Raw genomic sequence first — 14,055 nt, 5'->3', positions numbered from 1 at the left:
CTATTGACGTCGTTGTCTGGTTACTTCGTATAAAAATGCACCACAGGCTACGGAAACATTTAAGGAATTTATCTCGCCAAGTAGGGGAAGAGATGCTTTTTCATCAACCAGCGTAAGAACGGATTTTGACACTCCTTTACCTTCAGAACCCATAATAATTGCCAGAGGTTTAATTAAATCTACAGCGTAAATTTCGTTTGATGTATGTTCTGTTGCTGCAACAGTGGTAATTCCTGAGCCTTGCAAATAGAATATTGCATCTTTAATATGATCTACTTTGCAAATCGGAATCTTAAAGATAGCTCCAGCAGAGGTTTTTACAGTATCGCCGGATACGGGAGCGCCTCCCGACTTTTGAATTATTACTGCATCAACACCAGTGCATTCCGCGGTGCGTAAAATGGCGCCAAAATTTCGCACATCGGTAATTTGGTCTAACACTAAAAATAATGGGGTTTTATCACTTTCCAAGGCTTTTTCAACAACAGACTCTAAAGAATGAAATGCCACCGGCGAGGTAAGAGCAACAATACCTTGATGATTTCCTTTGGTTAACCTGTTTAATTTTTCGAATGGAACGATATTTATGGTAACCTTGGCTTTCTCCAGCTCCTTTATTAGGCTTTCAATTTTATCGCTTTCTATTCCTTTTTGAATATAAACCTTATCAAAAACAACTTGAGAAGAGAGGGCCTCCTTGATTGGGTAGATTCCAAAAATAGTATTTGTTTTATCGTTCATGGTTTCGTGCTGATATTAATAAGTGTTGGCAAAGGTAAAGAGAATATTCAAGTAATCTTTAGTTAAATTTCAGGTAAAAAAAACACCCCTTAAAAAGGGGTGTTTTATAAACTTGAGGTTATTAAAAATTAATTTTTAACACCTATTTGAGATCTACCTCCAGAAACAATATTAGGTTCTGGCTTAATAGCAATACGGAAATAACGTCTTGTATCGTCAATAGAATTGTCTATTGCAGTAACACCAAACATTACCTCACGGGTATTTGCTGGAATGGTAACTGTGCTTTCAAACGTATAGTTTTCAGGTGCAGTTGGTAATGTATCTGGTGCAACTGTAATTACAGAGAATGTTCTGGCTACATTTGATAAATCAGAAACAAATACCTTTACGCTATCAGTTTTTGAACCGCCTTCAGGAACGCTTATGTTTTTAGTTAAGGTTACAAATCCTACGGTAGTCAGACGATTTTCATCGTAATCGTCGTAAGTTTCACAAGAAACAGCAACAAGTGCGATAGCTAGAATAACGATTAATATATTAACTTTTTTCATTTTGATAGATTTTTAAAATTATTAATATCCAGGGTTCTGAACAAGGTTAGGGTTCACGTCCATAGAGCTTTGCGCAATTGGCATCTGGAATTTAATGTTACCAGCAGAAAGTGCTTGTTGATCTGATGGAGTACCAGAACCGTCGGCAAGGTCACCAAATCCTTCACGATCTACAGGTAAGCCCCAACGTTTAAGATCGAACCATCTTTGGTATTCAAAAGCAAATTCAAGTCTTCTTTCCAATCTAATGGCATCACGTAATGCGGTACCAGTTTCTCCACTTGGAGGCGTAGTGTATCGTTTAGTTCTTACAACGTCTAATGCAGTTCTGGCAGGACCTTCTTGACCTAAGTTATACAAAGCTTCTGCTTTGTTTAAATGTGCTTCGGCAGCACGAAGGATCTTGATGTCAACCTGACCGTTAGACTGACCTGTTCTTCCGAACAACTTTTTGATTGCGTTAAATTGAAGACCGTCAGCATTGTTAGCAGCTTGCATCGTATACGCTTCTTTACGGATATCATCCTCAGCAAATTTAGTGTATAGACCGTAAGAAACTACATACTCAGGAATTAAGTTTGTTAAACCACCTTGGCTCCATACAACACCTACACTAATTCCGAAAATTGGAAGTTCGTTAGGGATGTAAAACAATAAACCTGATTTGTTAGCATCTTCCCATACACCTACAACATCAGAACGAGGTGCAACCGGAGTGCTTACACGGTTAGCTGCATCAATGGCAGATTGCCATTTACCCATATATAGATAAACTCTAGATAATAAAGTATTTACAGCATCTTTGTTTAAACGACCTGGATCGTTTTCTTCGTTTATACCAGCAGCAGCCTCAGTAAGATCGGTTACAATTTGGTCATAAACAGCTCCTACTGTTTCTCTTGCAGGTTCAATATCTGCATCTGGTACAGTTACGTATGCAATACCTAAGCTTCCGTTAGCATCACTAGATTGTGTTGGTATCTTTCCGTAGAAACTAACAACATTAAAGTGAGCTAATGCTCTAAGGGCCTTTGCTTCAGCAACAACATTTTCTTTGTTCTCGCCTTCAAAACCTTCGCTATTTGCTAACAAAAGGTTGGCTCTATAGATTAATTCATAAGCTCCTAAATATAGTCCGTACATTGGACCATCTGCGGCGCCATATTGCCAGTTGTGTAAACTTCTTCTAGACCCACGACCTTTCTGTGCGAAAGTAACGTTGTCTGATAATACATCTGGGGCATCTAACATTCCGCCGGCATCACTACCACCGTAAAAACCACCATTAGTTAAGCTTTCGTAAACACCGCGTATAGCGTTGTCAAAATCTGCAGCAGTAACGTATGCATTTTCATTACCAAATGAGTCAAATGGTATTTGGTCCAATTCCTTATCGCAAGAAGTAAAAGCTCCTACGATGAAGGCCAAAATTGTTATTTTATAAATTATTTTTTTCATTGTATCAATTTTTTTTAAAATTAGAAACTAACATCCAAACCTATTTGGAATGATTTGGTGTTTGGATAGCTATAAAGAGTTGCCTCACCCGGTGCTACCGCATCTCCAAACGCGATGGTCTCTCCTGATGAAATACCAACCTCAGGATCTCCCCAGAATTTTGAAAAGGTCAATAAGTTTTGTCCTTGTACATAAATTCTTAAAGAATTGATTGGTGTTTTATCTAGGGTTGCACTTGGGAACGAATAGCTAAGCGTAACGTTACGCATACGTATGTAATCTCCTTTTTCTAACCATCTGTCTGAACTTCCTGTAATGTTTGAATCTTCAGCGGCATATATTGGGCTTGGAAGAACACCAGTATCGCCAGGTTGTTGCCAGTAGTTAAAGGCATTGGTAGCTTGGTTGTCAGCAATTGCTAATCCATCAGATTCGCGATCTGAACGTACAAAGTTGTTAATCCAGTTACCGTACTTAAATACGAAGTCTGTTCTTAGACCCCAGCCTTTGTAAGTAATGTTAGAGAAGAAACCACCTTCTTTATCTGCAATGGTTGATTTTCCTTGGAAAACACGGTTTTCACCAGCAGGTAGTTCGTTAGCAAAGTAAACGTTGCCATCAGCTCCGTAGAATTGAGATCTACCAGTTGCAGGATCAACACCGGCATATCTAATTAAGAAGTGCTCGTTGATTTTTTGGCCTTCGCTCCAACGAATGTTGAAAGTATCTCCAGCATCAATATCTTCACCTTCTGGAAGGCTCACGATTTCGTGATCTAAGAAGATGATGTTACCTCCTAAAGTCCAAGTTAAGTCTGAGTTACGAAGTACATCAGCTTGTAAAGAGAATTCTAAACCTTTGTTGCGAATGTCTCCAAGGTTACCAGCAATAGTACCAACTCCAGATTCGTCGGCTTTAGGGATATTAAATAATAAATCTGTTGTGTTTCTGATAAAGTAATCGGTAACAGTTCTAACTCTGTTGTTGAACATATTCAACTCAAGACCTACGTTAGTTGTAGTAGTTGTTTCCCAGCTTAATGTGCGGTTTTCAACGTTATCTGGCTCTGTACTTGAACCTCCAGGGTAAGCTCCAAAACCAACGGTTCCTTGCCAAGCATATCTAGATAATCCATTTCTGTTACCTACTGAACCGTAAGAACCTCTTAAAGATAAATCGTTAATAAAACCTACTTGGAAGAATTCTTCTTTAGCTACGTTCCAACCAACACTTCCACTATAGAAAGTACCGAATTTAACGTCTTCACCAAAGTTAGATGATCCATCACGACGTACAGATGCTTGAATAGAATAACGCTCTTTAAAGTCGTAATCTGCGAAAGCACCGTATGATACTAAAGTTAATCTGTTTCTGTTAGTAATACCAACTGTAACTTCTGCCGCGTTAGATTGTGTTGTTAACAAAGCTGAAGGGAAACCAATACTTCTTACAAATTGTCTGTTGAATTCGTTCATGTTGAATTCGTATAAACCAAGAACGTTTAAGTTGTGGTCGTCTGTAGAAAGGTTATAGTTTACACGGTTACTTACTGTAAAGTCAACTCTGTGTTGTTGGTCGTCAAACTTGTTTCCTGGTTTTGTTGGATCTCCAATAAGAGCATCTAATATACCACCTGGCTTAGAATAGCTCTCTCTTCTTCTTGCCAACCAGTTAACAGCAACGTTTAGGTTATAGCTCCAGTGTTCGTTGAAAGTTACAACAGCATCTACACTACCAAGAGTGGTGTTGTCCATATCTTCACTAGGCTCTGAAAGCAATGCTCCTCTAATTGGGAACGTAGTATGTGTTGGGTTGTAAATTGGATTTCCGTTTTCGTCCAATACAAGAGCACCTGTATCGTCAATAACGAATTCAGTTTCGTAACCATTGTAATCTAGCAAACCTCTAAAAGGGTTTTGCGTGTTATTTCTATCTCTTGGCTCATCGCTCATAGATCTAGAATAACCAACATTTACACCAACTGTTAACCATTCTTTAGCATCAAAGTTTACGTTTAAACGTGCACCAGTTCTTTCGAAACCACTAATATTATCAATAATACCTGTGTTTTTATCATTGGTTACAGAAAAATAGTAGTCCATTTTTTCAGCACCCCCAGAAATAGATACACTATTGTTTTGAACAATACCGTCTTTTAAGATTAAATCTGCCCAATCTACTTCGTTATCTAGAAGAAATTGACGCTCAGCAGATCCTGGCGCAGTAGTTACACCTGGAAGGGAAGCAGCACCTGTAACACCTAACGCATACATTTCGGCTTCGTACTGCATTTTTTCAGCAGCCGTCATCATCGTGTAGTTAGGGTCAATTCTAGATGTTACACCATAACGGGAACTAAAGCGCACAACGGCGTCTTTGTTACGGTTACCACTTTTAGTAGTAATAATAACAACCCCGTTAGACCCTCTAGAACCGTATCGAGCGGTCATAGCAGCATCCTTTAAAATGGTAATGTTTTCAATGTCCTCATTTGGGATATTTGCAAGATCTTGCTCCCTGATTGGCGCGTTATCCACTATATATAATGGAGAAGATGCACCAGCAACAAGAGATCCTGTTCCACGAATACGAACAAAAGCTCCTTGGCCCGGTTTCCCGTTGGCAGCAGTTACCTGTACCCCGGCCGCCTTACCTTGCAGCATGTTGTCAATACTGGTAGTTGGCGCCATTTGCGAAAGCTCTGCAGCAGATATTGAAACTACCGCTGAGTTTTGTACCGTTTGGTTTCTTGTAGAATACCCAGTAACGACAACCTCACTCAAGCTTTCACCTGGTTGTAGGTTAACGTCAATTTTATTTTGAGCTCCTACTTTTACTTCCTTGGTGTCAAAACCTACATAACTAAAGGTAAGTGTTTGGCCCACATTTGCAGATATGGAGTAATTTCCATCAAAATCTGACTGTGTTCCAGTACTTGTTCCTTTGATTATAACGTTTGCACCAGGCAATGGCAGACCTGTTTCGTCCGTCACCGTACCTGTAATAGTTTTTTGCTGTGCGAAGGTAAGCTGCACAACTAACGCTAGCAAGAGCGTTAAAATTCCACTAAACTTTGTTCTCATTTTTATAAATTATTTGAATTAGCCAACGGCAAAAATCATAATAAAAAGTTAATTACACAAGTATTTGCTGCCAATTTTTAGGTTTATTTAGCGGGCATCAGTGTTTTAAGCCTAAGTAATTTAGAATTTAGATGAAATACTGATGTGTACTTTGGTGTTTGTAAGATTGAAAGGGGTGTTTTGCCTATTTCCGTTAGCTATGTTAAATCGAAATATTCCTGCTTTTGTGTTTAGGCCAAGTCCGAGCCCAAAACTGTAGATCTTTTCTTTTAAGGAAATGGTCTGATTTTCAAAATAACCTACATCTATAATACTGTGTAAGTAAACCCCATCGTTAAATTGGTAGCGATACTCTGTATTTAGTACCGAAAATAACGATGCGTCTATGCTGTTTTCGTCAAAACCGCGGATGCTGTTTATTCCACCAAAACGAAAAAGTTCGTTTATTAAATATGAGTCGCTAAAAAGCGCGCTCGTACTATTTTGAACAAACAAGGAATTGCGGTAATTAAGATTAAAAATATTTGATATTACAGAGGTGAAGCCAATCTGGTCCTCCGACTCGCTTTTTTGTTTGCGGGATCCAATCCCCATATCTAAATAAATTGCTGTTTTTACGGGGAACAGTTTTCGGTTTTGTGGTTTTTTATAGTTGCCGCCAAAGATAAAAAACCGAGATGTAAAATCTTCAATTGGTATTCCGGCAATTACTTCATCCAGCAGGTTGCTAGATTCGTATCCTTTATATCCCACGTATAAAGTAGATCGAGTGTCTAATTGATAGGTGGAACGCAGTTGTTGTTCTGTAGTGATAAAAGTGCTGTCTCTTTTAAAAATCATTAATTCGCCACTGAGCCCAAATGGTGAGCTAAACAGATAGGGAAGGGTGAGCTTGGTTTTAAAATTAATCTGCTTTTCACCATCAGATTTGTAATTTATTAATAGCTGTTCGCCGTAGTTTAAATTGTTGTTGAGTTCTAAATTTAAATAGCCATTAAACGTCAATTTTTGAGATTCCTCATCGGTGGCAAATCCTAAAATTCCATCAAAGAGATTGTTCTCTTCTTTTTCCAAATAAAAATATACGGTGGTTGAATCTTCCCGGAATAGTGCTTCGGGTGGCTTAATAGACGAAACAAAACCTAGGCTGTTTAGGTTTTCGTTTTGCGCTAACAATTTTTTCTGGTCAAAAAGTTTGCCTTTCCTTACCCCGGCATAGTATTTTAAATAGCTTTTTGGGAATTTTTCGTACCCTTTTAAAACAATGGAATCTACGGTGCGCAACTTGCCGTTTTCTATAAGCAGTGTAGCGCTTAAATTTCCGGCTCCAGTGTTGTTGAACGCAGTTAACCTCACCCGGGCAAAAGCATTTCCTTTGGCGTTTCTATACGCTGTAAGTTTTCTTAACGCGGTTGGAATGGTTTCAAAAGGAAGTATAAAATAGGAGCTGTCTATCTGTGAGGCTACGTGTTGAAGTTCTTTTTTTGAAAAATCTTTTTCCGAATAGTACACCTTTATATTGTTGTACTTCCTTCCAAGAAAAAATGCGGCCGTATAGCTGCTGTCGTTTTCTTTTTTAAGTTGAAGCAATTCACTTTCAATAAAACCCATGCGTTGTAGTTTTAAGTGTAGGGTGTCGGTTTCATTTTTTAGCGAAATAAAATCTTTATAGGAAGCAGGTAGTTGCAATGAATCTACAACCCCTTCCGGAATTTCCTTCTCTGCTTTTAAGGAGAGCGACAATTCCTGTGCCTGAATTCCGAAGAAAAAACAGGTATATATATTAAGGAGTAAAAAAAGTGTGCAATTATTTTTCAAAAAAAGAGCGAATTTACGATGTAAAACTAACGTTTCAACTTGCCATTTCATATGCAAACAAAAAAAATATTAAAAGAGTGCTGAAAATTAATTGAGTATGGTTTGATTAGTAAAAAAATTATTCTACATTTGCATCCCCTAAAAATAGGGGTGTTTTATTTTTAAACAGTAATAATACATATTTTATATGCCAACAATTTCACAATTAGTACGTAAAGGAAGGACCAAAATAACCAAGAAGAGTAAATCGGTTGCTTTGGATTCGTGCCCACAACGTCGTGGTGTTTGTACGCGTGTATATACTACTACGCCTAAGAAGCCTAACTCTGCAATGCGTAAAGTTGCAAGGGTAAGACTTACAAATGGTAAGGAAGTAAACGCATACATCCCAGGCGAGGGTCACAATCTCCAAGAGCACTCGATAGTATTGGTTAGAGGTGGAAGGGTAAAAGATTTGCCAGGAGTTAGATATCACATTGTTCGTGGAGCATTAGACACCGCAGGTGTTGCAGGCCGCACGCAACGTAGATCTAAGTACGGAGCAAAACGCCCTAAGAAGTAAAAACGCGACGCTTGCGTTTTAAGAAAAATGAAAACGGGTTTAGCGCCAATTATTGATAAAATATTTAGCGTTTACCATTAACAAAACAACAAATGAGAAAAAAACAGGCCAAAAAAAGACCTCTTTTACCGGATCCAAGGTTTAACGACCAGTTGGTTACGCGTTTCGTAAACAACATGATGTGGGATGGAAAAAAGAGTGTGGCTTTTAAAGTTTTCTATGATGCAATTGACATTGTAGATGAAAAAAAACAAGACGACGAAAAAACTGCGTTAGAGCTTTGGAAAGATGCGCTTTCTAATGTAATGCCTCACGTAGAGGTGCGTAGCCGTAGAGTTGGTGGGGCAACCTTCCAAATTCCTATGCAAATTCGTCCAGACCGTAAAATTGCAACTGCAATGAAATGGTTAATAACGTATTCAAGAAAAAGAAACGAGAAATCCATGGCCGCTAAATTAGCAGGCGAGATTCTTGCTGCTTCCAAAGAAGAAGGTGCAGCAGTTAAGAAGCGTATGGATACTCATAAAATGGCAGAAGCTAACAAAGCATTCTCACATTTCAGATTCTAAACAATGGGAAGAGATTTAACATACACAAGAAATATAGGAATTGCCGCGCATATTGATGCTGGTAAAACAACTACAACTGAACGTATACTTTTTTACACGGGCGTAAACCACAAGTTGGGTGAAACTCACGAAGGTTCTGCAACAATGGACTGGATGGAGCAGGAGCAGGAGCGTGGTATTACCATTACTTCGGCTGCAACTACTTGTAAGTGGAAGTTTCCGATGGAAAATGCGCAACCATTGCCAAATACAAAAGAGTACCACTTTAATATTATAGATACTCCTGGCCACGTAGATTTTACCGTAGAGGTAAACCGTTCGCTTAGAGTTCTTGATGGTTTGGTGTTTTTGTTTAGTGCAGTAGATGGTGTAGAGCCACAATCTGAAACTAACTGGAGATTGGCCGATAACTATAAAGTACCTCGTATTGGTTTTGTAAATAAAATGGACCGTAACGGATCAAACTTCTTGGCAGTATGCCAGCAAGTAAAAGATATGTTAGGATCCAATGCAGTGCCAATCGTTTTGCCTTTAGGTGAAGAAGCTGATTTTAAAGGTATTGTAGATTTGGTTAAGAACCGTGCTATCGTTTGGCACGATGATACCTTTGGCGCTACTTTTGACGTTGTAGATATTCCTGAAGATATGAAAGAGGAGGTGCGTTTGTACCGTGGTAAACTTATTGAAGAAGTTGCTGCCTATGACGAAAACCTACTAGAAAAATATATGGAAGACGAAGATTCAATTACAGAAGATGAAGTGCATGCTGCGCTTCGTGCTGCTGTAATGGATATGAGTATCATACCAATGATATGTGGTTCTTCCTTTAAAAATAAAGGTGTTCAATTCTTAATTGATGGAGTGTGCCGCTACCTTCCTTCTCCAATGGATAAAGATGGTATTGTAGGTGTAAATCCAGATACTGAAAAAGAAGAATTGCGCAAACCAAGTGTAGATGAGCCATTTGCTGCTCTTGCATTTAAAATTGCTACAGACCCTTTTGTTGGTCGTTTAGCTTTCTTCCGTGCATATTCCGGACACTTAGATGCAGGATCTTATGTTCTTAACAACCGTACAGGCAACAAGGAACGTATATCGCGTATTTACCAAATGCACGCTAACAAGCAAAATGCTATTGAGTTTATTGAAGCTGGAGATATTGGAGCGGGTGTAGGTTTTAAGGATATTAAAACTGGAGACACATTAACTGCTGAAAAACATCCAATTATTTTGGAAAGTATGGATTTCCCAGACCCAGTAATTGGTGTTGCGGTAGAGCCAAAAACCAAAGCAGATGTAGATAAATTAGGTATGGCTTTATCTAAGCTAGCCGAAGAAGATCCAACATTCCAAGTGCGTACAGACGAAGCTTCTGGACAAACAATTATTTCTGGAATGGGCGAACTTCACCTTGATGTACTTATAGACCGTTTACGTCGTGAGTTTAAAGTTGAAGTAAACCAAGGTCAGCCACAAGTTGAGTACAAAGAAGCAGTTACAAAAGTTGCAGATCACAGAGAGGTTTATAAAAAGCAATCTGGAGGTCGTGGTAAATTTGCCGATATCGTATTTACACTTGAGCCAGCTGAAGAAGGTAAATTAGGATTGGAATTCGTAAACGCCGTAAAAGGTGGTAACGTACCAAAAGAATTTATCCCTTCGGTTGAAAAAGGATTCAAACAAGCAATGGTGAATGGACCCCTTGCAGGTTTTGAAGTAGATAGTATGAAGGTAACGCTTAAAGACGGATCTTTCCACCCTGTGGATTCTGATGCACTGTCTTTTGAATTGGCTGCAAAGCTTGGATTTAAAGAAGTAGCTAAAAAAGCAGGAGCCGTAATCCTTGAACCTATTATGAAACTTGAGGCGCTTACGCCAGAAGAGAATATGGGTGATATTGTAGGTGACCTTAACCGTCGTCGCGGTACTATTACTAGTATGAGCGATCGCGCTGGAGCTAAAGTTATTAAGGCTGAAGTGCCGCTTTCTGAAATGTTCGGATATGTAACCACATTAAGAACATTGTCTTCGGGTCGTGCAACTTCAACTATGGAATTTTCCCATTATGCCGAAACACCTTCAAACATTTCTGAAAGTGTAATAGCTGCAGCAAAAGGAACCGCTAACGTATAATAATATCAGCAATGAGTCAAAAAATAAGAATAAAGCTAAAATCTTACGATCACAATTTGGTGGACAAATCTGCTGAAAAAATCGTAAAGACGGTAAAAAGCACTGGAGCTGTAGTAACAGGACCAATCCCTTTACCAACACACAAAAAAATCTTTACAGTATTGCGTTCTCCGCACGTTAACAAGAAGAGTAGAGAGCAATTCCAATTAAGTTCGTACAAAAGACTTTTGGATATCTACAGTTCTTCTTCAAAAACAATTGACGCTCTAATGAAATTGGAGTTGCCAAGTGGAGTAGAAGTAGAGATCAAAGTATAGTGCAATTCTGAATTCAGAATTAAAAAAAATGTCCTTAACGATGGTTGGGGAAAAACGGTAACAAAATAATATTCAGGGTTGAATTTATTTTGACCCTGTTTTTTTGAATAGAATTTTAAATAGTAATAATCAATAAATAAGTAAATATGTCTGGGTTAATTGGAAGAAAGATAGGGATGACCAGCATCTTTGACGAGAACGGAAAGAACATTCCGTGTACCGTTATTGAAGCAGGACCCTGTGTTGTTACCCAAGTCAGAACCAAAGAGGTTGACGGGTACGAAGCTCTTCAACTTGGTTTCGATGACAAGAAGACTGTAACTAAAGCTGCCGAAGGGCACGCCAAAAAAGCAGGAACCGTTGCAAAACGCAAAGTCGCCGAATTCAAGAATTTTGAAGAAGAATACAAATTAGGTGACACAATAACTGTGGAGCATTTTATCGAAGGAGAATTCGTAGATATAGCGGGTACATCTAAAGGTAAAGGATTTCAAGGAGTTGTTAAGCGTCACGGTTTTGGCGGTGTAGGGCAAGCCACACACGGTCAGCACAACCGTTTACGTGCACCAGGTTCTATTGGAGCCGCATCATATCCTGCGAGAGTGTTCAAGGGAATGCGTATGGCGGGCCAAATGGGCAACGAAAGAGTAAAAGTTGAAAATTTAAGAGTTTTAAAAGTAATTCCTGAAAAGAATCTACTTGTGGTTAAAGGAGCAGTTCCTGGCCATAAAAACGCTTATGTAATGATCGAGAAATAATGAAGGTAGCTGTATTAGACATAAACGGAAAAGACACAGGTCGGAAAGTAGAACTTTCTGCAGATGTGTTCGGAATAGAGCCTAACAATCACGCGGTTTACCTAGATGTGAAACAATATCTTGCCAATCAACGTCAAGGTACTCACAAAGCAAAGGAACGCGCCGAAATTACTGGTTCAACCAGAAAAATTAAAAAACAAAAGGGAACTGGTACTGCCCGTGCGGGTAGCATCAAGTCTGGTATCTTTAAAGGTGGTGGTAGAATGTTTGGACCTCGTCCACGTAACTACTCTTTTAAATTGAACAAAAACCTAAAGCGTTTGGCACGTAAATCTGCCTTATCGATGAAGGCAAATAACAAAGCAATTTTTGTATTGGAAGACCTTAATTTTGACGCTCCAAAAACCAAGAACTTTACCGCGGTTTTAAAGAGTTTAGGGCTTGATGATAAAAAATCTTTATTTGTGTTGGGAGACTTAAATAATAATGTATATTTGTCCTCTCGCAATTTGAAAGGTACTGAAGTTATAACTAACTCACAATTAAGTACTTACAAAATTATGAATGCAAACAGTTTAGTGCTGTTTGAAGGTTCTTTGGAAGGAATTGAAACAAACTTAAGTAAATAGAAGCAAGATGAACATCTTAATTAAACCTATAATTACGGAAAAAGCTACCAAAGATGCTGAAGACAGAAACGTTTTTGGCTTCGTAGTGAACCCCAAGGCGAATAAGGTAGAAATCAAGAAAGCGGTTGAGGCTGCTTACGGAGTTTCTGTTGAAAAAGTTCGCACAATAAATGTCCGCCCTGATAGGAAAACCCGTTATACAAAAACAGGTGTCCAAACTGGTAAAACGAACGCTTATAAAAAAGCAATCGTACAGGTGGCGGAAGGTGATACAATAGATTTTTACAGTAACATCTAAGGAAACTTAGATTTAATTAGACACAAATGTCAGTAAGAAAATTAAAACCAGTCACCCCAGGTCAGCGTTTTAGGGTTGTAAATGGTTTTGACGCCATTACAACCGATAAGCCGGAGAAGTCTTTACTTGTTCCGAATAAACGATCTGGTGGTAGAAACAGTCAAGGAAAAATGACCATGCGCTACATAGGTGGTGGTCATAAGAAAAAATATCGAATTATCGATTTTAAACGCGACAAAGCAGGAATTCCTGCCACTGTTGCAAGTATTCAATACGATCCAAACCGTACTGCATTTATCGCACTTTTAAACTATCAAGATGGTGAAAAGCGATATGTAATTGCACAAAACGGACTACAAGTTGGGCAAAACATCCTCTCTGGCGACGCAGTAGCTCCCGAGATCGGAAATGCAATGCCACTTTCAGCTATTCCTTTAGGTACTATTATTTCCTGCATCGAGCTTCGTCCTGGTCAAGGGGCAATTATGGCTCGTAGTGCTGGTGCTTTTGCACAGCTTATGGCTCGTGAAGGAAGATATGCTACCGTTAAACTTCCGTCAGGTGAAACCCGATTAATTTTGGTAAACTGTATGGCTACCATAGGTGCCGTATCTAACAGTGACCACCAATTGTTGGTTTCTGGTAAAGCCGGTAGAAGCAGATGGCTAGGTAGAAGACCTCGTACAAGACCAGTAGTAATGAACCCAGTAGATCACCCAATGGGTGGTGGTGAGGGCCGTGCTTCAGGTGGTCATCCACGTTCTAGAAAAGGTTTGCCTGCAAAAGGTTACAGAACCCGTACTAAAACGAAAGCAAGTAATAAATATATCTTAGAACGAAGAAAGAAATAAGTTATGGCAAGATCGTTAAAAAAAGGACCGTTCGTTCATTATAAACTAGACAAGAAAGTTCAACAAAACGTTGAGGATAATAAGAAGACCGTAATCAAAACTTGGTCACGTGCTTCTATGATTACTCCAGATTTTGTTGGCCAAACCATAGCAGTTCATAACGGGCGCCAATTTGTTCCTGTATATGTAACAGAAAACATGGTTGGGCATAAACTAGGAGAATTTTCACCTACAAGATCATTCCGTGGTCACGCAGGTGCTAAAAACAAAGGTAAAAAATAATA

Annotated in this window: 14 protein-coding genes; 9 read left to right on the top strand and 5 right to left on the bottom strand. The window is 38.9% G+C overall.

The genetic code is table 11. From position 1 onward, the window contains the following. From rlmB to QCQ61_RS01200, 5 genes are all read right to left on the bottom strand, one after another. Positions 1 to 741, bottom strand: a complete 741-nt coding sequence (gene rlmB, locus QCQ61_RS01220; protein ID WP_279448900.1) for a 23S rRNA (guanosine(2251)-2'-O)-methyltransferase RlmB — start codon at positions 739 to 741, stop codon at positions 1 to 3. Positions 742 to 869: 128 nt separating this feature from the next. Continuing rightward, complete coding sequence (locus QCQ61_RS01215; RefSeq protein WP_279448899.1) at positions 870 to 1,295, bottom strand: hypothetical protein; 426 nt, start codon at positions 1,293 to 1,295, stop codon at positions 870 to 872. 21 nt (positions 1,296 to 1,316) lie between these two features. After that, positions 1,317 to 2,753 carry a RagB/SusD family nutrient uptake outer membrane protein gene (locus tag QCQ61_RS01210; protein ID WP_279448898.1) on the bottom strand — a complete coding sequence of 479 codons (1,437 nt, stop codon included), beginning with the start codon at positions 2,751 to 2,753 and terminating at the stop codon, positions 1,317 to 1,319. Positions 2,754 to 2,773: 20 nt separating this feature from the next. Beyond that, a complete protein-coding gene (locus QCQ61_RS01205; RefSeq protein WP_279448897.1) occupies positions 2,774 to 5,836 on the bottom strand; it encodes a SusC/RagA family TonB-linked outer membrane protein in 3,063 nt (1,020 codons plus the stop codon). Positions 5,837 to 5,956: 120 nt separating this feature from the next. Continuing rightward, positions 5,957 to 7,654 (bottom strand): POTRA domain-containing protein, encoded by a 1,698-nt coding sequence (locus QCQ61_RS01200; RefSeq protein WP_237602264.1) that lies wholly within the window; start codon positions 7,652 to 7,654, stop codon positions 5,957 to 5,959. A gap of 187 nt (positions 7,655 to 7,841) precedes the next feature. Between QCQ61_RS01200 and rpsL the strand changes: the two genes are divergently transcribed. The 9 genes from rpsL to rpsS all read left to right on the top strand — a co-directional run bounded on the left by rpsL (position 7,842) and on the right by rpsS (position 14,053). Beyond that, a complete protein-coding gene (gene rpsL, locus QCQ61_RS01195) occupies positions 7,842 to 8,216 on the top strand; it encodes a 30S ribosomal protein S12 (RefSeq protein ID WP_014782632.1) in 375 nt (124 codons plus the stop codon). A gap of 92 nt (positions 8,217 to 8,308) precedes the next feature. Further along, positions 8,309 to 8,785, top strand: a complete 477-nt coding sequence (rpsG, locus tag QCQ61_RS01190) for a 30S ribosomal protein S7 (protein WP_237602263.1) — start codon at positions 8,309 to 8,311, stop codon at positions 8,783 to 8,785. Positions 8,786 to 8,788: 3 nt separating this feature from the next. Beyond that, complete coding sequence (gene fusA, locus QCQ61_RS01185; RefSeq protein WP_279448887.1) at positions 8,789 to 10,918, top strand: elongation factor G; 2,130 nt, start codon at positions 8,789 to 8,791, stop codon at positions 10,916 to 10,918. Between the two features lie 11 nt (positions 10,919 to 10,929). Next, complete coding sequence (rpsJ, locus tag QCQ61_RS01180) at positions 10,930 to 11,235, top strand: 30S ribosomal protein S10 (protein ID WP_010181931.1); 306 nt, start codon at positions 10,930 to 10,932, stop codon at positions 11,233 to 11,235. A gap of 146 nt (positions 11,236 to 11,381) precedes the next feature. Further along, entirely contained in the window at positions 11,382 to 11,993 is a 612-nt protein-coding gene (gene rplC, locus QCQ61_RS01175) for a 50S ribosomal protein L3 (RefSeq protein WP_279448885.1), read from the top strand. Next, a complete protein-coding gene (gene rplD, locus QCQ61_RS01170) occupies positions 11,993 to 12,622 on the top strand; it encodes a 50S ribosomal protein L4 (RefSeq protein WP_279448883.1) in 630 nt (209 codons plus the stop codon). Before rplC ends, rplD begins: the two co-directional genes overlap by 1 nt. Before the next feature lie 7 nt (positions 12,623 to 12,629). Continuing rightward, positions 12,630 to 12,920, top strand: a complete 291-nt coding sequence (rplW, locus tag QCQ61_RS01165) for a 50S ribosomal protein L23 (RefSeq protein ID WP_279448882.1) — start codon at positions 12,630 to 12,632, stop codon at positions 12,918 to 12,920. Between the two features lie 26 nt (positions 12,921 to 12,946). Then, positions 12,947 to 13,771: a 50S ribosomal protein L2 gene (gene rplB, locus QCQ61_RS01160; RefSeq protein ID WP_279448880.1), complete on the top strand. Its 825-nt coding sequence runs from the start codon at positions 12,947 to 12,949 to the stop codon at positions 13,769 to 13,771. A gap of 3 nt (positions 13,772 to 13,774) precedes the next feature. Then, positions 13,775 to 14,053 carry a 30S ribosomal protein S19 gene (rpsS, locus tag QCQ61_RS01155; RefSeq protein WP_062622473.1) on the top strand — a complete coding sequence of 93 codons (279 nt, stop codon included), beginning with the start codon at positions 13,775 to 13,777 and terminating at the stop codon, positions 14,051 to 14,053. Positions 14,054 to 14,055 lie beyond the last annotated feature (2 nt).

This window comes from Aequorivita marisscotiae, from assembly GCF_029814825.1.
Classification (GTDB): domain Bacteria; phylum Bacteroidota; class Bacteroidia; order Flavobacteriales; family Flavobacteriaceae; genus Aequorivita; species Aequorivita marisscotiae.
The sequence above is the reverse complement of the archived record's forward strand: the minus strand, read 5'-3'. Positions and strand labels throughout refer to the sequence as shown.